This is a genomic window from Yersinia vastinensis (genome assembly GCF_902726565.1).
Lineage (GTDB): Bacteria > Pseudomonadota > Gammaproteobacteria > Enterobacterales > Enterobacteriaceae > Yersinia > Yersinia vastinensis.
Window position 1 is genome coordinate 43,647 of record NZ_CACVAF010000016.1, and the last position, 20,238, is coordinate 63,884.

Below are 20,238 nucleotides of genomic sequence, written 5' to 3' on the forward strand. Positions count from 1 at the left end.
CCATGCAAACACTTTCATCCGTCCTACGCACCATTTCGCCGCTTGATAGCAAGGCGATGACTCGCACCAAAGAACGACTCGATGGCCTGCTTAAGCCCCCCGGCAGTTTGGGGCGGTTGGAGCAGTTAGCTGTACAATTGGCCGGGATGCGTGGTCTGTATGGTCATCAAGTCTGCCGTAAGCAAGTTATCGTGATGGCGGCTGATCACGGTGTTTATGATGAAGGTGTCGCCGTCTCGCCACGTGTAGTGACGATGGTTCAGGCACTCAATATGGTGAAAGGTGTCACCGGAGTTTGTGTATTGGCCGCCAATGCCGGAGCTGAAGTTAAAATTGTCGATGTGGGCATTGATTGCGATGAATTGCCCGGTGTTCTCAATATGAAAGTGGCCCGTGGCACCGGTAATATTGCCCGTGAAGCAGCCATGACCCGCCAGCAGGCTGAAGATTTACTGCTGGCCAGTGCCATGCTCACATTGCGACAGGCTGCAGATGGGGTGAAAGTTTTCGCTGTAGGGGAACTGGGAATGGCGAACACCACGCCAGCGGCGGCGATGGTCAGTGTCTTTACCGATAGCGACCCACAGCTGGTGGTGGGGATTGGGGCAAACTTCCCCACGGATCAACTGCATCACAAAGTTGCTGTAGTGCGGCGTGCCATCGAAACTAACCAACCCGATGGCAGTGATGGGATTGACGTACTGGCTAAAGTGGGAGGATTTGACTTGGTGGGCATGACTGGGGTCATGCTGGGAGCAGCTGCCGCAGGATTGCCGGTCATTTTGGATGGTTTTCTCTCTTATGCTTCAGCCTTGGCTGCATGTCGCATTGCGCCCGGTGTACGTGATTATCTGATTCCCTCTCATTTATCGGCAGAAAAAGGTGCAGTGATTGCCTTGAGTCATTTGCAGCTCGAACCCTATTTGCAAATGGGCATGCGGTTAGGTGAGGGCAGCGGTGCGGCACTTGCCATGCATTTAGTGGATGCCGCCTGCGCGATGTACAACAATATGGGATCACTGGCCGAGAGTAATATTGAGTTACCCGCAAATGGGGGGTGAGCCGTTGGGCTACATCGTGTTTAGCATTGTGGCTGATATTGAGTTTTAGACATCAGCGGTTTTGCCACGGATAACTGACGCAGTCGCTGAATAAATGGCCCCGACTCCTCAATGACTACCTCTGCTGATGGCCTGTTGAGGCACTCCAATGAGATGGCACCTTGATAGCCGCAATGCAGCAGTTGTCGATAGATATCATCGAAAGAGAGATGACCATAACCCGGAAATGCGCGATTAGAGTCGGCAAAATGCACATGGCGCAGCCGGGTTCCCATCAATTGGATTGCGGATGCAAAATGTGGGTCTTCAATATTGGCATGAAACACATCCCATAGAATACCGACATGAGATGGTGCGCCAATGAAATCAACGAATGACACCATCTCGGCAGCATTATTGAGATGCTCCATCTCGTAGCGGTTGAGAGCTTCGATAATCAGGGTAACGCCACATTTTTGGGCATAATCCAGACAAGGGCTTAATCCTTGAGCTAGCAAATGGCGATAGTGTTCCGCATTGAGGGGATATCCTGCGGCGCGCAATGAACCAATGGTGACATAAGAGCCGAGTATTGCAGCGGCATCAATATGGCGATAAATCCGTTGCTGAGTGCGCTGAAGTACCTCGGGGTCTTTAGCCAACAACGACAGTCCTTCTCGCTTACGTGCCTGACCGCTGGCAATCGTTGTACACTCCAAACCCTGTCTAGCGAGTGCTTTGGCGATGGTTTGGATATCAATATCGTTATAATCGGCAATACACAACTCCGCGGCGTCAAAGCCGCTCTTTTTTAACCACGCCAGCCCTAGATGAAAGTCTGTGGCACTGAAAGGGGAAAAAATAGCGTCATATTGGCAGGTGAGCGTGGCACTAAATTTAATCATATTCTCATTCCATGGAAAAAGAGTAGAGCCTTGCTCCCCGACGTTATCGGGGAGCCTGTGACGGAGTCATTATTGGCAAAGATGTGCGTTATTTCATGGCGCGCTTCATAATTCGCTCGGCATTTTTGGCAAAAGAAGATGCAGCCTCTTTAACGGATAAATCACCTTGGTCGATCTTTTGAATCGTTTCGTGGTAGAGCGATACAAACTGTGGGTAATCGAAATAAGGGGAAGTCGGAACATTGTGGGGTAGCGCCATAAATGATTTCAGCCCCGCGACAGCGATACTGCTCTCCTGAATTGCGCCGTCTTGTACCAATTGCTGATAGGCTTTTTCACTTAGCGGAACACCTCTCTCCAGCCCCATCGCTTTAATCCCTTCAGGTTCATTCATCAGGAAGTTAACCAGTAAGGCAGCCTCTTCAGGGTGTTTGGTCGTCCGGCTGATACTGAACATCATCGTCGGTTTAAAGAATAGGCCTGCATCTTTAGCTCCCGGCAACATGAAAAATGGCCCTAGTTCGAGTTTGTTGTACGGCGGCTGTAGGCTGTTTTCATACATGGTGGCGTTGGTATTCCACATATAGATTCCACCCCAAGTTCCGTTAATCCAAGGCTTCATTTCCCAAGTGTTGGCTTTTCCGTAGGAGGCCAATACGCGCATGGAAGGGAAGACATGGCTGTCGACCAGATCTTTATACAGTTGGAAAAACTCTTCCCACTGAGCAGGGGTGTAATTGAATTTTCCGGTTTGCTCATCAATGGCGGAGATAGTGTATTTCTGCGCCATATAAGAGTGCAGAAGCGTCAGCGACTCCATATAGTCCAGAACCAATGGATAGCTATTGTCATTCTTGGCTTTAAAGGCCATTCCTGCGGCTTTCAGCTCATCCCAACTTTGGGGATAGGCGACCCCCGTCTCTTCCCAGAGTTTTTTATTGTAATAGAAACTGCGAGCAGTCATTGCCACCGGGATACCGTTGAGTTTGTCATTGACCGTCACGCTCTTTAACGACTCAGGTTCATATTGCGTCAGATCCAGTGTCTTGCCGAGCTTACGCAGGTCATAAAACCCTGAGCCATCTTTGGAAAAGATCGGCAGCCAGTTCCAGTTAGTTTGGATAACATCCGGCTCTTTTCCACCGGCAATCTGGGTGGTAAAACGTGATAGATAACCCTCCCAACCGGCGTATTCTGCCTGCACTTTGATGTTGGGGTGTTGCTGCTCAAATGCTTTTATTGCCTGAAGTGTTGCCTGATGGCGGCTATTCCCCCCCCACCATGAGAATCTTAATTCTACATCTTCTGCTTGTACGATACCGGAGGTGGCGAGTAACAACATTGCGGCAATGGTTCTTGGTGTCTTTAACATAGCTAAACCCTCTTATTATTATTGAATACTGTCGAGAATTGAGTCGGGAAGAGTGGCTAGGTACAACGCAGGCTGACCATCTTTATCCGAGGAGAACAACACGCTTTTCTCATCGGGAGTGAAAGAAGGGTGAGGATGGGTGACCTGACGGTCGCCATCAAGTACGGCCCACGAACTGCTGTGCTTGGCTATCCTGTGAGTCTGCTTGTTTTTCAGATCGAAAAGATAAAGATAAGGGTCTGTGGCATCGCCATAGTTGTCATTGTCGACGATATCAATAGGTTTTCCAGAACCATCACCGACGGCCAATTGCCCATTATCATTGCTCATCACATGCGAGCAGGGTGGCATTGCCACGATCTTTTCATCCAGTCCAGAATCGGGATTGACCCGGCATAGATAGCGTACCGGACTGTCTTTGACATAGGTAACGTACATCATGGCGGAACCATCGGGCACCCAAAACTCGTGAGTATAACTTTCCCCTGGTGTGGGCTGTTTAACCTTACGAATATGGCTTCCATCTTCATTCATCAGCCACATTCGGGTATCTACCCGATCCAGTGGCCCTTCATGGCAAAATGCTACGGTATTATCATCATATGGACGGTAGATAGGATGACCCAACCACTGGTTTTCCTGTAATAACGTGGTGCGCTGCCCTGTGTGCAAATCGACTCGAATGACCCGGCAGAGTGGCTGCTCTTCGTAAAACTGTTGGAATACCGTCCAGTCGCTGACGGGCCGCCAACTATCGCGGTGGATTTCCACACCCACCAGCTTGGTGCAGTCGGAGTTAGCGACCCACGTGCCATAACCGACCCACTCATCAGCCACCTGATATACCGCGACCTCTGATAAGTCCTGTAACGTCACGCGCATTAAATGACGCTCACTTTTTACGTAGTAGAGGTACTGCTCGTCAGGTGAGAGGAATCCACCAAAGGTGTTATCACCCGGGCCTTCGGTCAATTGAGTCGCTATACCGCTGGATAACTCCAGCCGGTAATAATTGCGAAATCCGTCAAATTCCGCCGCGAAAATCAGTGCGCGCCCTTCGTCCAGAAAACACTTTTGGTAGAAGTAATTACGATGACAGATTACGTTGGGTGGTGTCAGTCTGGTGACACGCGAGCCAGTATCTTGATCGATGTACTCATGATATTCGAGTGGGTAAATGTCGCCCTTGGCCATTGGTTATTGCTCCCTGTTGTGCCGCGACAGAAGTTTTCTGCCAACGGGTAATTGATCGATAAAAATAGGTTGATTGCGCTGCATGGATAAATTGCCGCAAATGCCCGTTAGAATGGACATCGCCCCCGCATGACTATCCGCTCGTCGCTTGAGGGGATCCGGGCCGGGGTTGCCAAAGAGTTCTGCTAATATCAGGGCATCACCACCGCCATGCCCACCTTGTCCGTACTCCACCGCGATGTGTTCTGGCGCACCGAACATTGGATACCAAGTGATATCACAGTCCATTAAGCTGCCTTCTTCCTTACGTTCACCGCCACCATTGACGTAAGAGTTCTCCACCAGCTTCATTTCCAGCCGCCCTTTACTGCCATTGAAAGCGATGTTTAGTCCTTCCCACGGTTGATAGGCATTCAGGGAGTAGGTCAGCAGGGTCTTATTGCGGTACTTCACCATTACTGCCAATGTGTCTTCTATGCTGATGCCATCGCTAAATACGCTTTGATCACGTAAGTAGCCATCTTCGTGCTCGGCATCCAGATACAGACTCTTGAGCATGTCTCGCTCTTCCATATGCAAAGCAAAGGGGTCGTTGAGTGCATGTGGATTGCGGTGGCAGCGCGGGTAAAACTCGGTCACTCCACGGTTTTCGGCATTTTCCTTGCCATAAAAACGCAGGTCACCTTGAGCAAAGACAAACTCGGGTACGGAGTCGAGCCAGAAGTTGACCAAATCGAAATGGTGAGTAGATTTATGCACCAGCAACCCGCCACTGTTGCGTTTATCTCGATGCCAGCGACGAAAATAGTCGGCTCCGTGTTGAGTATTTAGTAGCCACTCAAAGTGTACTGAAAAGACCTCGCCAACCGTGCCGTTGAGAATTAACTCACGCAATTTGCTGTGGTGCGGTGCATATCGATAATTAAACGTGACGCGCAGATCGCGCCCCGTTTTCTCTACAGTGTCAACAATGGCCAGACAACGATCGGCATCAATTGTCATTGGTTTTTCTGTGATGACGTCGCACCCCAACTCCATGGCACGAATGATGTAGTGATCGTGTGTGCGATCCACACTGGTGACAATGACGACATCGGGCCGATGTTGAGCAATCATCTGCTCGAAATCTGTGGCTTTCCATGTTGTTACTGCGGGATGGCCCCATTTCTCGAGATTGTGATTGGCATAATCCATGCGCGTCTGATTCGTGTCACACAGCGCAACCAGACGCGCCGTTGGTCGGTAAGTTGTGGCAATTGCCTCCAAATACATTCCCGAACGCCCACCGGCGCCAACCAGTGCATAGGTTTTCATACTCATTTCCTTTTTCCTTTCGCTCATTCACAGGACTGCGATTGACTCACCACAACCCCCGTTCTACTATCCGTTCACTTGTATGACGTGCCCATACAGCTTGTAGGAGAACCATCATGGGTAGCCCAGTCCCGCTGCTGTTTATTGAGATAAACACGCCTGCCATGTGGCAATGGGAGGTGTTTCTCGACCTGATGCGTCATATCAAAAAACTCCCCTGCAATGGTTTAATCGTGCATCAGCAATCACTGCTGGCGCTCTTGGCCAAGCCTTCACCTCGGTGCCCACGTGCCACGGTCGAGCACATGTTGTTGGCCCGAAATAACGCCCTGCAATATCTGCAAAAAGTGGGGCACTATTGCGAAGAAAATCATCTTCAATTGTGGCTGCAAGGGGAGGCGACACCCGATAACCACGAGCTGCGTCGTAAATTTCCCGAATATTTTTTGTCCAATGACTCTCATAATGAGGCGGCATTTCTTAATCTCTTTTTTAGCGAAACATTGCCGGAAATATTGAGCCATCTGCCTACGGTTCGCGGGTTACGGCTGTCCCTCTCGACACCAACTGTCCATCGAACCGAATGGGAAACAGCACTTCAGCATCTCTATCAGAGCCTACGCCTTCAGGGCCGCCAGTTAGTTTTGCGTGACTATCAGGACAAAGAGTGGCCCCGCCAGCAATTAAAGATGGCGTTAGATGCTTTGTCTTATGATGTACGAGCCTCAATGAAGGCCACAGAACTGGACTATCGACCCGGTTTTGCGAATAACCCAAACTTGACTAACCTAAGTGGCTATCGCAAATGGGTAGAGTTCGACCTTTGGGGCATCGAGTATGGCTGGGCGTTGCTCCCATGTTGCTTATTGGACGAATTGCAAAAGCGTTTGCACTGGGCTACCCAAACCCTCGGTGACGAACTTGAGGCGATAACCGCCCGTATCAACTGGGAATGGCTGCCGAATAACCCATTGCTGGGGGCCGTCAATGAGCTAAATCTGTTCGCTCTTGCGCGCCTGATTCGTACTCCCACCATTTCACCTCGCGCTATCTTTATTGAGTGGTTGGCAGCATATTCTCTACAGCCACTGCCACAGCAAGAGATAGACGATCTCTTTGCCATTTACACCTCCAGCTATGACTGGATATGCAAAACGTCCAGTTTGCTCGGCCGTCTATTGCAACGTCATAGCCAGCCACCTTTTGACTTTGAACAAGCGCTGCAGCTACTGCATATGGATACGCGCAGTGCCAACTGGTCACAATCTTTCCAGCCATTGATGCCCCCTGACGATGAAGTGGTTGGTGAGCAACAGATGCAACTTATCGCACTGGAAAAGCAAAAATCCCGTTTTTTGGCCGAGTATCTACGTACGCAAGTGAACAAGAAATTGCCCGCAATGGCGCTCACTGACACGTTCAAACAGACCCTTATTGATACTTGGGAACGAGCCTTCTGGTATACCCGAGCTTTTAGCCATATCACGGATGCCTTTGCGCTCCGCCTGTGGATCCATAAGTATGGTGATCATCCCCAGCAGCGGCAGCAACTCCAACTCGCATTACAAAAACTGCATCACTTTGTCACCGAACTGGAGACGTGGTTTCTCACCATTGGGGAGCACCATCCTTACACGTTCAAACTGTTGCTCGATCCACAAAGAATTCGGCATTTGGCGATGAGTTTGTCGTGTGATGCTTCTACGCCTTAAGCTTGAAATGAGCATAAGCATTTCCCTGACGAAATAAATGGGGGGGTGGATAGAGGCTGGGATAGAAACAGTGCTATTCGAGTAAAGTGCGAACTACATAGCAAAACCGATAAATTGTGCATGATGCCTATCACAGATCTGTGGAGTGAAAGTGTGATGCTGGTCATTAGTGAGAAATCACGAGCTTGTACTACGTTGAGGGATTTAAAGCGGCGGGATCATCTGGCGGGTTGATAGAATGTTCAGGGGACTTCTCCCCTGAACGGGTAAAACGATAATTACTTACGTTTATCCTGCAAGCCACGAGCACTCAGATTATTATTATCTACCTGCGGCAAACCGGTGGTCGCAGAAGAAGATAACAACCCGGTTTCAACATAGTTGAACAGCTTCTCACGGGTATCGGTGATATCCAGGTTACGCATGGTCAACTGGCCGATACGGTCATCTGGTGAGAACACAGAATCCCCTTTCTCCATGGTCAGACGTTCTGGTTTATATGTCAGATTGTCAGACACGGTATTTAAGATGGAATAATCATTGCCACGACGCAATTCCAACGTCACTTCGCCGGTAATTTCGCTGGCAACCCAACGCTGGGCTGAATCACGCAGCATCAGCGCTTGTGGATCAAACCAACGGCCTTGATACAGCAGGCGGCCCAGCACTCGACCATTGGCATGGTATTGCTCAATAGTATCTTCGTTATGAATACCGGTCAGTAGGCGCTCGTAAGCGATGTGCAGCAACGCCATCCCCGGTGCTTCATAGATGCCACGGCTCTTGGCTTCAATGATACGGTTTTCAATTTGGTCGCTCATGCCCAGACCGTGACGCCCGCCAATACGGTTGGCTTCCATCATCAATTCAACGCTGTCTTCAATGACCACGCCATTCAGCGCAACCGGATAACCACGTTCAAAACGGACAGAAACTTGTTCAGCTTTGACAACGACATTTTCGTCCCAGAATTTCACGCCCATAATTGGGTTAACGATTTTGACGCTAGAGTTTAGGAACTCCAGATCTTTGGCTTCGTGTGTTGCCCCGAGCATATTGGAGTCAGTGGAATACGCTTTCTCGGTCGACATTTTGTAATCGAAACCGGACTGAATCATAAATTCAGACATTTCATGGCGGCCACCAAGCTCATCGATAAAGTCGGTATCTAGCCAAGGTTTATAAATTTTTAGCTCAGCGTTAGTCAGCAAACCGTAACGATAAAAACGCTCAATATCGTTACCTTTATATGTGCTTCCGTCACCCCAGATATTTACGCCATCTTCTTTCATGGCAGCCACCAGCATAGTACCTGTTACAGCACGGCCCAGCGGTGTAGTGTTGAAATAAGTCACACCGGCGGTAGTGTTATGGAAAGCACCACATTGAATCGCAGCGATACCTTCGGCAACCAATTGCTTACGGCAGTCAATCAGACGCGCTTTCTCAGCACCATACTCCATCGCTTTACGCGGAATGGCATCGTAATCTTCTTCATCAGGCTGACCCAAATTGGCAGTGTAGGCATAAGGAATCGCCCCCTTTTTCTGCATCCACAACAGTGCCGCACTGGTGTCTAAACCACCGGAAAAAGCAATACCAACACGTTGATTAATAGGAAGGTGTTTGAGAATAGTTGTCATCAATTAAATCCTGTATGAATTAGGTCTGTCTGGCAAAGGTTTCAATGCCTACATTGATATCGCAAAACCCGAGTTTGGTCAAAGGTATTTTGCATATTTATGTGTATTTCATTGCATAACTATTTCATTGGCGCTTTGGTAAAATCGCGTTTCATTTAAATTAATTAACCGTTCTGTTATGGTGTTTGTATCAACTTTTTATCACGCATAAACCGTTAAAATTTAAAGTGGGAAATCGCCTTTGTAAATCGGCGCATAGGGATATTTCACCATAGTGGTGGAAAGCGCGGATGTATGCAAATAGACATGGTTTCAGGGACTGTTAAGTTGAAAATCTTTCGCGAAAGCGCGTGGTACAAAAAGCGAAAATCCTATCGAGTGCTGTTTTGGCGTGAAATAACACCACTGGCTATTCCGCTATTTATTGAAGGGTTGTGTGTCATGCTGATGGGGGTGTTCAGCACCCTGTTGGTCAGTTGGCTAGGTAAAGAAGCCATGGCTGCGGTGGGGCTAGCTGACAGCTTCAATATGTTGATTGCTGCATTTTTTGGTGCCGTCGCACTCGGAACATCGGTAGTGGTCTCATTCAGTTTAGGGCAACGTAAACGCAAACAAGCGCAAACTGCCGCCCGTGAGTCTATTTCTCTCTTAGTACTCATCTCGCTGTTATTGGTATTGCTGGTGCATTTTACTGGGGAAACCATCATTAATTTGATGGCCAGCCAGGCGGATCCTGCTGTTAAGGCGATGGCATTGACCTATCTGCAATTGACAGTCTGGAATTATCCCGCCATGGCGATAGCGCTGGTGGGGTGTGGAGCATTGCGCGGCGCTGGTAATACACGATTGCCGATGTTTATTAATATCGCCATGAATATTCTCAATATTGTTATCAGCAGTGTGCTGATTTATGGCCTGTTTAGCTGGCCGGGATTGGGGTTTGTTGGTGCAGGAATTGGCATTACGCTTTCTCGCTATATTGGTGCATTGGTGGTGGTACTGGTGCTGATTTTTGGGGCCAGTAATACCCTGCGAATTCCTTTTAAGGCTTATTTTATGCCCTTTACCTCGGCCATTATGTTTGAGGTTCTGAGTATTGGCATCCCTGCCAGTGTTGAGTCGGTGATGTTTAGCATAGGTAAATTGATTACTCAGCGTTTTGTTGCCGGAATGGGAACGGAAGTGATTGCAGGTAACTTTATTGCCTTTTCCATCGTCGGATTGATTAACTTACCCGGCAATGCGCTGGGTTACACCTCGACGATTATTATCGGAACCCGTCTGGGGAAAGGGCAAATTTTGCAGCCGATTCGCCAGCTTAAACATATCTTTTGGCTATCCACACTGGGGGTTTGTTTTATCGCCTTACTGTCTATTCCCAGCGCCGGTTTTCTGGCATCGCTGTATACCAATGAACCGAGTGTTATCGAGGTTGTGAAGCATCTTATCTGGATTAATGCGCTGTTTATGCCCATCTGGGCGGCGGCCTGGGTGTTGCCGTCGGGCTTGAAAGGGGCAAAAGATGCCAGTTACACGATGTGGGTGGCGGTAGCTGCCATGTGGGGTTGTCGCATTGTTGCTGGCTATATTCTGGGGATCACCCTGGGATTCGGTGTCACGGGCGTATGGATGGGGATGTTCCTCGACTGGATAGTCCGTGGCGTGTTGTTTTACCGGCGCATGTCCACTGGCCGCTGGTTATGGCGTTATCGACCCGCGGCGTGATAGTGCAATAGGGCTTGGTAGTATGTGCTGCTAGGCCCGTTGCCTAAAATAATCATTCTGCCCATCATTCTCTTTGTATTTTCGTTCCTGCCTGAAATATCCCCATCGATAGTTTGAACCTTATCACGAAAACAACAAAACAAAATAAAACAACAAAATGGACCTTGATGGTTTTAAATTTCATACTATCTTAATTTTAAAGAATATTAGTTTAACTTTATGAATTTAAAATTTAATTATTGGAATTAATTGCTGTCATGTTAATGGGGCTAATCAATATCGATATGTTGTTTAATGTTGCTTTGTCTGGCTATTTCTGTGATTGTGAATTGCAGTTAAAAACATAATAACACTTTCTAACATTTCTTATCTTTTGAGGCCCGACATGAAAAATGTAGCAATACTCGGAAGCAGCGGGGGAAATCTGTTCAATCTTGGTGGTGCATACCCTGAGCGACTTTTACAAGAGATCTATACCCAACTCCATTCTGCCGGTTTAGCTGTCAGCGCCGTGCAATTTATTGCTGCTGAAGAATCGATGGATGTGGCAAAACCCACCACTGCCGCCGCCGTTTATTCCATAACAGCAGAAGATCAGGACCAGCCCCGTATCAGTTTTCAGGGGCAACTGTCTGAGGTGAATGACGCCGTTAAATCGTCGGATGCGGCAATTGCGGCACAAATTCGTGCTGGTGATATTGATGGCATCATTATCATGAGTGCAGATCCTGAGCGCAGCAATAAAGAAGCCATTCTGGCAGCAATAGAAAAGAAAATACCCATAGTCGGTACGGGCGGTACTTCGATGGCGATTATCACCTCGAAAGGGGCGAATGTCATTGCTACATCAGGCACTACAGGCACCAATAGCCGCACTCGTGCTATCTCCTTTACGGCCTCATTGTGCAAATACTGGCAGATAAAATATACCCCGGTGCTAGGCAGCGGTGATGTCAGCGTACCGGGTAGCAACAAGAGCCTGTTAAAAAGAATCAATATCCGCAGCATTATGATCCCGGCTTTACCTGGTTTTATTGCCATGGCAATTGTACTGGCATTGAGCCATATCCCTGGGCTGCAATCGCTGAATGCAATTTTTGAATTGTTGTTGAAAGGGCTGCCAGTCATTGTCGCGGTGATTGCGGCAAAACAAGTCTCCGAGCTGGATGAAGTATCGATTGTGGCTGGTGTAGTTGCAGGTGTGCTGTCGGTTGAAGGGGGATTAATTGGTGGGATTTTAGGTGGTATAGGTGCCGGTATTATGGTGCGTTACTTATTCGGGTTGTGCTTGAAATGGCAATTCCCAATGACCACCATCAATATCGTCGCGGGTGGGTTATCCGGTTTGTTCTCCGGTTTGGTGATGTATTACCTGCTCAGTCCACTAGCATTAGCCGCTGGCGATTATATCAAATTGGCTATTGAAGCCACACTGGCTTTCAGCCCAATCTTAGCGGGATTACTGGCCGGCTTGGTGATTTGGCCAGCTATTTTGGGCGGTGTGTATCATGCCGTTATATTGCCACTGGTATTACTGGAAATGGAAAAATCCGGAGTCAGTTTCCTTGGTGCGGTGGATATGGTTGGTTTAGTCATGGTGGCGGCAGGAATTAATCTAGCGAACGTTATTGCCCCACGAGAAAAAAGTGAAGCGGCGGTGGCGGCTCCGGGTCTGTTAATTAACCTTGGCTTTGGGACTTTCGTCGAATCAGCTTATCCGTTTATGTTCTCGAATAAAGTCGTCTTTGCAGGAGCAATATTCTCAGCCGGTATTGGCGGCATGCTGCTGGGATTACTCAATATTAAAGGTGTGGCTTATGTTCCTGCGTTTGCCTCACCATTCTTATCAAATAACGCTTTTTATATGGCAGTGGTGATGGCAGTAACCTTGGTACTGACCTGCATTATCACGCTATTAGCTAATAAATTTGTTGCCATTAAAAAGGCAGTGCCCGAATCCTCAGCATCAGGGATCTCGGCTAAGAGTTAACAATTAAAAAAGCAGCTTTATATAAATCAAGTAGAGGTCAATATGTTCCACGCTGATATGAGTAAGAAACGTTCCGTCGCCATGGATAAGGTACGTAATGCAATTGAGTTACATGGCGGTCAAACTATTCTGAGCACCGGAATAACTGGCGATGATGCTCGCTTAGCGAAAGCAGTATGCGATTCAGGTGTAAAATTATTGGAACCTAATCATCCGGCATTGGCATTAGCGCGTGGCCATAATGGCGTAACAAATATGCATGCCGCTGAACGCATCCGCCATGAAATAACCATCGACCAAATGGCAGAAGCAGTACAGGGGGTACGTAATGTGGTGGCCGACGATATTTTTATTACTGTCGGAATTGCCGGGGGCTTTACGGAAACTATCCCCACGCCGGTTACTGAACAGGATATTTTATTGATTTCTCAATCAGGTGCTGATGGTTTGCATACCCATAAATCCAGTTTTGAGGACTTAAAGGAATTGGTCGATTTGGCTCATAAATATGGCCTGACAGTTGACGCTTATATTGGCCACCCAAGTGATCTACACACTTTCGGTATCGCGGCTGAAACACCGGCTGATGTTGCGGCAGTGGCGAAAAAGATGGAAGCACTGGGTGTTGATATGATTGGTTTAATGACGGGTATGAGCTATGAGGGGGTTACTGCTGGCGATATTCCGGAGGCCATTAAACAGCGGCTTCTGGCACTGGTAGGGGCGGTTTCAGTGCCAACATTAGCGGAGGGAGGCATTAATCTGCAAAATGCCAAAGCATTTAAAGATACTGGAGTGAATATTTTGGTGGTGGGAACGGCCATTGATAATGTGGTTTGCAATGCCGCCAAGGACGTTGTCTCGCAGTTTATTACTCACTAATTGCCGTCAGTAAGCAGGGGGGAGAATATTTTCTCCCTTTTTATTGGAGTGAAACTATGTATAAATTACTGGCCCTTGATCTTGATGGCACCTTGCTCAATAAGGAAAATGAAATATCAGCACAGAATATTAGCGCGATAAAGCAGGTTATCAATTGGAATACTATTGTCGTTCTATGTTCAGCTCGGCCCGTTCATGCCATGGCTGCAGTTATTCACAATACTGAGTTAGAGCATCTAATTCGCTACTATGTGTCATTTAATGGTGCATGGGTATATGACAAGGCTGAGAACAAAGATCTTCACTTTATACCGCTTTCTGCCTATGATTTGAAAATGATGACTTCTCTATTGGCAGAGAATAAATTCCCTCATCACTTTTTTACTCGCGATAAGATTATCTCCACATCAAATCATATCAATGAATATACAAAATATGAATCTGAACTCTTTAATATGGAAATAGAGATATCTGACGTGGTTAATACTGTTCAACGAAATGATATTGTTAAAGTCTCTATTGTCGGTTCAACTGATTTTATTAATGGTGTCGCCAATAAAATAGATCGAAAATTTCATCAGCACTTTTCACTCAGTCAAACTAGCCGCCATTATTATGAAATGATGGCGCAAGGAATCAGCAAAGGTAGTGCGCTAAATTACCTATGCCGGCACCTCAACATCACGGCGCAGTCAGTGGTCAGCATGGGAGATCAGGAAAACGATATTAGCATGTTTCAATTTTCTGCCGTCGGCGTAGCAATGGGCAATGCCAGTGATTTTGTTAAATCCCGTGCGGATAGAGTCAGTCTGGATAATAACCAGCACGGCGTGGCTTTTGCCATCAATCAGCTCTGGTCTGAGTGATTGAATAGCCTTTTGTTTCAGCAAATTATTCAGTAGAATAACGCATAAATGTATCACAGTCGGGTCGCTATTCTTATGAATCAGATCAAACGTAAACAGTTTATTTTGGAAAAGCTGGATAGCCTTGGTGAAGTATCTGTTATTGGCCTTTCTGAGGAACTGGGAGTAACGTCTGAGACTATCCGCAGAGATCTTTCCTATTTGGAGAAAAGTGGTGAGGTGACTAAAGTCCATGGTGGCGCAATAAAGGTTCAGAATATACAAGAGGGCAGTTTTGCCCAGCGGATGGATTTAAATCGTCAGGAAAAAATGGCGATTGGTCAATATGCCGCGTCACTGATCACAGAAAACGACACTTTATATATTGACTCCTGCACCACCACACTTATTTTTGCTTCATTCTTGCCATTAGTAAAATTCACTGTTTTTACCAATTCATCATTAATTGCTGACCAAATAAAAAATAAAAATAATATGGCAATTGTGCATGTCTTGGGTGGTGAATATAACCACGCTTATAAAGCGAACTTAGGTATTCAAACCATTGAACAAATGAATGACATTCATACTGATTTTTCCTTTGTGGGGGTCGGTGGGATAGACAGTGATTTTGGTGTGATGGTGAAAAATTTGGATGAAGGGCGCATTGCCAAGAAAATGTTGGCGATGGGGAGGCAGAAAGTCATTTTGTGTGATTCCAGTAAATTTGGTCAAAGTGGCTTAATGAAAATAAGCGACATAAATGACATTGATATTATTGTCACTGATAAAAAGAAAAACGCACACAAACAGGCTATTGAAGCGGTCTACGCGGATAAAATTATTTACGCTAATTAACGTCTGAGACAGTGGCTATTGTTGATAAATTAACCACTTAACTCCATTTCTATCAATTTCCTCTGTATATTAAGCCGAATTATTAAGCATTTTTCGCCCGCTGCCGATAAAGAGATGTGTTCCTCTATCGAGAGAACGAGAAAAAGGCAATGGAAAGACGTGGGGGCGAAAAAGAGCTGTGGGTTGTAGGCTTTTGCGTTCCCAATTGAAAGGGTGAAGCATTAATTGCCGTTGAGCAGAATGTTATTCCTTATTTTCCGACTGGCTGATACCGCCTTGTTACTGCACATCAATCATTATTTGCACTGGGGAAAGTATGGATAATTTTCAAAAAGAGATTGAGGAAAGAACTAACCTCACCTCATCAAACCGATTTGAACTGTTGCTATTCCGTTTAGGGGAATCCCAAGAGGAGCAACAATCTGAGTTGTACGGTATTAACGTATTTAAATTGCGAGAAATCGTCCCGATGCCGACTCTAACCAAGGCGGCGGGGATGTCCTCACCGATGATGGGGATGGCCAACATTCGCGGAGAAATCATTCCAGTGATTGACCTCCCGGCGATTGTCGGTTGTGAACCCAAAACCGGACTCAACATATTGCTCGTGACTGAATATGCGCGTAGTACTCAGGCATTCGCGGTGGAATCGGTTGACGATATTGTTCGTTTGGAATGGAGCCAGGTTCTGGCGGCTGATGCTGGCGTTAAGAGCCGCAATATCACCAGTATTGCCCGTCTCGACAATGATAAAGCCAGTAACCGGCTGGCACTGGTTTTGGATGTTGAGCAGATTTTATATGACATTATCCCAGCCAACCGTGATGTTAAAATAGACAGCGAAAAGAGCAAAGCTTTTGATCTGAAGCCGGGCGCGGTGGCTATTGTGGCGGAAGATTCGAAAGTGGCACGCTCAATGTTGGAACAGGCACTGAAGATGATGGACATTCCGGCAGTAATGCATATCACCGGTCTGGAAGCCTGGAATAAAATCAGAAAGATTGCCGATGAGGCGCGTGCTGAAGGGCGGCCTATTTCAGATAAAATCGCGTTTGTGTTAACCGATTTGGAAATGCCAGAAATGGATGGTTTCACACTCACATTGAATATTAAGCGTGACGAGTTCCTGAAAAATATCCCGGTGATTATTCACTCTTCGTTATCTGGCAGTGCAAATGAAGATCACGTGCGTAAGGTCGGGGCCGATGCTTACGTGGCAAAATTTGAAGCGAATGAATTAGAAGCGGCCATCCACAGTGCGTTGGATGCAAAGAAAGCTATCAATTCGTAGTGTCGGGTATTTCTCACAGACCCGCTCCTGAGGATTTTATGGTCAGGAACGGGTTTGCTTTTGTGATATTAGAAGTTAAAAGTTATATTTGACCCCAAGCATCACGGCAGTATCACTGTAACCTTTCCCCCCGATTTGTTGACTCACATTACCCCAAACATTGAGTTGCTTATTAATTTGGCCTTCCACGCCGGTTTTCAGCTCGCCGATGTTGCTGGCTCCCGCTTGTTTCACCGTAATGCCATCCATTTGTGCCCCAAAGTCCTTGGTATTATGGAGCCAGTTAGCCTCAATAAATGGTTGGAATACCCGGTCTTTACCTTTATCACTTTCATGGAAACCATTCATAAAGGCTTTCACGCCTAAGCGCGTCTGGATATTGCCATCACCTACGCCAGAAACACGGGTGCCATTCGCCTCTTTATGGTCATCTGCCTTCACACCCATCCAAGTGACTTGAGCTTTGGGTTGAATGAAGTATTTTGCATTTTTTGCAGTGTTTTCACCGACGTTAAAGGTATATCCACTCTCAATTGAGGCTGTTATGCCCTTGGATTTGTACTCTTCTGTATTTAAATTCTGACCATCAACGGTGTTATTGAACCAGCTATATTGCGCCCAACTATCTACATATAAACCCGATTTATCGGCTTCATTGGCATACCAAGTGCCGTACATCCCTAAGCTATAGCCGTCGACAGATCCACGCGCGGTATAGCCGGAAATCCGCGATTCAGTTTTATTCTTACTATTACCGTAACCAGCCATGACCCCGAGATGTAGGCGGTCCAAACCGTCAAGACTCCATTGAGCAATATCTCCCCCCAACTGCACTACATAGCGATTCGCTTGTGTGCCCAACTGCTCTTGAGTATCACGAAATCGGGTGTGGCCTCCTTCGTTACGCAACCACATGCTGGTTACTTTTTGCTCGCCTGTCAGCGCGTCAATATATTGCGTTTCCCCCAAACGGTCGTGTAACCGAGTGGCAAACATCGTATTCGCTGCTGCGAGGTTAGCGCTGTAAGAGCTGGCTTCAGGGCGCTCAATCATTATTGATGGGTCGGGCAGGGGAACACGTATGACTTCTGTGTCGGGATCTGTATCCGTGATTAACGTATTGGTTAGATACCAATTGCTGGCATGAGCATCCGTGCCGCGTGTTAGCGAGTAATCAAATGCCCCCGCAACAATACGGCCATATTTAACAAATTCGCCCTCAGAGCTGCCGTTAACTTCAACTAACTCAATACCATTAAGTGTTGCAGCACCGCTGCCGCCTGCATTAAGCACGCTCACCCATGTCGTTCCTGAAGTGCTGCCGTTGACCACCAATTTATCGGTGGCGGAATTATCATCACCTAATACCGTGTTAAAGATAATATCTCCACCGTGGGAGTTGAGGTCTCCATCAATGGTTAACTGGTTGTGAGGCTGTCCACTGGCGATGGCTCCGGTATGAAATTTAATCAGCCCAGCATTGGTCGTCGTTCCTATGGTTTGCTGGTGACCGGCCAAATCTAATACGCCACCACTGCGAATGTCGTAGAGTGAATTGACACTAAAGGCATTATCAGCACCTGCCTGTAATATTGCACCACTGTGGACCTCAGTCTGACCGCCATAAGTTTGGTGATTGCTAAACTGGGTGATGCCTTGATGAGCAACGACAGTACCTGTCCCATTTAATATCTGATTAAAATGGTAGTCCGCATCGGTGTGATTAAAGACAACCCGACCAGCGCCTGCACCAAAGCTAATCTGGTTAGCATTGATACGACCGGTTGCTGTAGCTGCCTGATTTTCTGCGGAGCCAAAATTCAATGTGCCGGTGGAACCTACTTTTTCAGCAATGAGCAAATTATTGCCGACATTCACCACGCCAGCATTAGAGACGGTAAGTGCTCCGTCGCCGAGGCTGCCGACAGTGACATCACCGCTGTTATTCCACTCTGAACCGGTATCAGTGACCGTGACCGTTCCGGTATAACCAGCTTGCAACGCTATGCGGCCTCGATCATTCTCAACCGTAGCACCGTCAGAAATGACTAAATGGCCGCTAGCCAAGTAACCAACGATCGCATCTTGATCCATGTGCCATAAAGATCCATTGCCTGTAACATAAGCATATGCATCACCGGTATTACTGCCTCCGCCTCTACCGATAACGGCCTGCCCTTGAGCGGCAAAGCCTGTCCCCGGAGTGTGCAATGAATATAGTTTGCCGCCATCTTCAATGCGAACGACGCCGCTTTCGACATTATTAATATCGCCGTAGCTGGTGATGATTGAATCTGTGCCCCGGACAGTAAGGCTTTGTGCCGCGCCATTTTTCCCACGGCCAAAATAAACACCGCCATATAATGTTAACTCGCCGCCATTTTCAACCGTCACATCGGCTTCACCAGCCATCATAAATATTCCGGCCCAACCGGTATTACCCAGCGAACTGTTGCCCAATAGCATGCTTGAATCTGGGCCGCTGACTGAGACAGAGCCGGAAGAACCCTCTTGTTGAGCCAGAGACATCCCCCTAGGGGTGATGACACTCGCACCGTCGAGTACTGAAAGCTTACCGGTTCCGTAGTTACCGATTTGCACATTGGTCTGATTACTGGCGTGAGAATCATCATCATAAACACTGCTCCAAACCGAGCCTGCACCACTGACAATCACTTCACCTTGAGAACCGACCCCATTCCCTAAAATAGTCGGAGAGTTCGCGGCATAATAGACTTTACCGCCGTCTTCAATGGTCAGCGTAGCCTTTCCCTTATCTCCAATATATTGCTTGAATCCATTGGCACCGGAACCGGATGCTGGGATGCCTAGAGTCCATTCATTCCCATTATTAACCATAACTGAGGCGTCACTCCCCGAAGATATCCCCATTGCCAAACTCCAACTTTGGCCGTTTGTATCTAATAAGAGATTGCCGTTATTAACCAGAACATTAGTATTACTGTCAGGTAAAATGGCGAGGCTCCAGTTATTTTCATCACTCCAATCAGAAGAGATGGCACCAAGCCATTCATTCGTCGCGGCATGTACATTGCTGATGCTGGTTAAAATAGCGAGTGAAACGAGTAAAGATAAAGTATTTCTTTTAGGTTTTTTATTCGATAAAACAAAATCATGGTGTCGGAAATTCATATTAACTGTCCTTGCTGATTTCTATAGAACAATGACGCAGTAAAGTGATTTATTCAGCATTATTAAATTTTATTAATAGATAAAATTTATTTTTTAATTATTAAGGCACTAGCCTTTCAGATTAAAAAAACTTCCTGTCAGAAAGTTATGAAGAAGTTAGCTTCTCGGTTTTTTTTGTTGAATAATTATTGTTTTTAATGTGTGAGTGTAATGTTGCAATAATTTAACGGGAGTTTTTGATTAAGCCGGGCCTCGAAAAACAGCAACAAACGAATAATAGATGTGGCTGGGCACACCTAGCACTATCTGTAGGA

General features: G+C 47.0%; 14 protein-coding genes. 8 read left to right on the forward strand and 6 right to left on the reverse strand.

Features of this window, described 5'->3' with window-relative positions:
• Positions 1–2: 2 nt before the first annotated feature.
• Entirely contained in the window at positions 3–1,061 is a 1,059-nt protein-coding gene (gene cobT / locus HUZ92_RS18860) for a nicotinate-nucleotide--dimethylbenzimidazole phosphoribosyltransferase (RefSeq protein ID WP_145579706.1), read from the forward strand.
• A 20-nt stretch (positions 1,062–1,081) separates the two neighbouring features.
• Here the strand turns inward: cobT and HUZ92_RS18865 are convergent, their stop codons facing one another.
• The 4 genes from HUZ92_RS18865 to HUZ92_RS18880 form a co-directional block, all read right to left on the reverse strand.
• Positions 1,082–1,945: a sugar phosphate isomerase/epimerase family protein gene (locus HUZ92_RS18865; protein ID WP_145579707.1), complete on the reverse strand. Its 864-nt coding sequence runs from the start codon at positions 1,943–1,945 to the stop codon at positions 1,082–1,084.
• An 88-nt stretch (positions 1,946–2,033) separates the two neighbouring features.
• On the reverse strand, positions 2,034–3,317 hold the full coding sequence (locus HUZ92_RS18870; RefSeq protein ID WP_050098457.1) for an ABC transporter substrate-binding protein: 1,284 nt from the start codon (positions 3,315–3,317) through the stop codon (positions 2,034–2,036).
• A gap of 18 nt (positions 3,318–3,335) precedes the next feature.
• Entirely contained in the window at positions 3,336–4,511 is a 1,176-nt protein-coding gene (locus HUZ92_RS18875) for an oligogalacturonate lyase family protein (protein ID WP_050098456.1), read from the reverse strand.
• A 3-nt stretch (positions 4,512–4,514) separates the two neighbouring features.
• Positions 4,515–5,825, reverse strand: a complete 1,311-nt coding sequence (locus HUZ92_RS18880) for a Gfo/Idh/MocA family protein (protein WP_050098455.1) — start codon at positions 5,823–5,825, stop codon at positions 4,515–4,517.
• Between the two features lie 116 nt (positions 5,826–5,941).
• Between HUZ92_RS18880 and HUZ92_RS18885 the strand changes: the two genes are divergently transcribed.
• Entirely contained in the window at positions 5,942–7,537 is a 1,596-nt protein-coding gene (locus HUZ92_RS18885) for a hypothetical protein (RefSeq protein WP_145579708.1), read from the forward strand.
• Positions 7,538–7,815: 278 nt separating this feature from the next.
• Here the strand turns inward: HUZ92_RS18885 and argG are convergent, their stop codons facing one another.
• The gene (argG, locus tag HUZ92_RS18890) at positions 7,816–9,180 is read right to left on the reverse strand and encodes an argininosuccinate synthase (RefSeq protein ID WP_050098453.1); all 1,365 of its coding nucleotides are present in this window, start codon (positions 9,178–9,180) and stop codon (positions 7,816–7,818) included.
• A 327-nt stretch (positions 9,181–9,507) separates the two neighbouring features.
• Here argG and HUZ92_RS18895 point away from each other — a divergent pair, with 327 nt between their 5' ends.
• From HUZ92_RS18895 to HUZ92_RS18920, 6 genes are all read left to right on the forward strand, one after another.
• Positions 9,508–10,905, forward strand: coding sequence for an EmmdR/YeeO family multidrug/toxin efflux MATE transporter (locus HUZ92_RS18895; protein WP_072086575.1), 1,398 nt, complete (start codon positions 9,508–9,510; stop codon positions 10,903–10,905).
• A gap of 385 nt (positions 10,906–11,290) precedes the next feature.
• Complete coding sequence (locus HUZ92_RS18900) at positions 11,291–12,895, forward strand: PTS sugar transporter (protein WP_050098451.1); 1,605 nt, start codon at positions 11,291–11,293, stop codon at positions 12,893–12,895.
• Between the two features lie 42 nt (positions 12,896–12,937).
• Complete coding sequence (locus tag HUZ92_RS18905; protein WP_050140749.1) at positions 12,938–13,777, forward strand: histidine biosynthesis protein; 840 nt, start codon at positions 12,938–12,940, stop codon at positions 13,775–13,777.
• A gap of 56 nt (positions 13,778–13,833) precedes the next feature.
• Positions 13,834–14,643, forward strand: a complete 810-nt coding sequence (locus HUZ92_RS18910; protein ID WP_050295487.1) for a Cof-type HAD-IIB family hydrolase — start codon at positions 13,834–13,836, stop codon at positions 14,641–14,643.
• A 75-nt stretch (positions 14,644–14,718) separates the two neighbouring features.
• Entirely contained in the window at positions 14,719–15,480 is a 762-nt protein-coding gene (locus HUZ92_RS18915) for a DeoR/GlpR family DNA-binding transcription regulator (RefSeq protein ID WP_050098448.1), read from the forward strand.
• A 316-nt stretch (positions 15,481–15,796) separates the two neighbouring features.
• On the forward strand, positions 15,797–16,771 hold the full coding sequence (locus tag HUZ92_RS18920) for a chemotaxis protein (RefSeq protein WP_050098447.1): 975 nt from the start codon (positions 15,797–15,799) through the stop codon (positions 16,769–16,771).
• 75 nt (positions 16,772–16,846) lie between these two features.
• Here HUZ92_RS18920 and HUZ92_RS18925 read toward each other — a convergent pair whose 3' ends face one another.
• A complete protein-coding gene (locus HUZ92_RS18925) occupies positions 16,847–19,924 on the reverse strand; it encodes an autotransporter outer membrane beta-barrel domain-containing protein (protein ID WP_145579709.1) in 3,078 nt (1,025 codons plus the stop codon).
• Between the last annotated feature and the right edge of the window lie 314 nt (positions 19,925–20,238).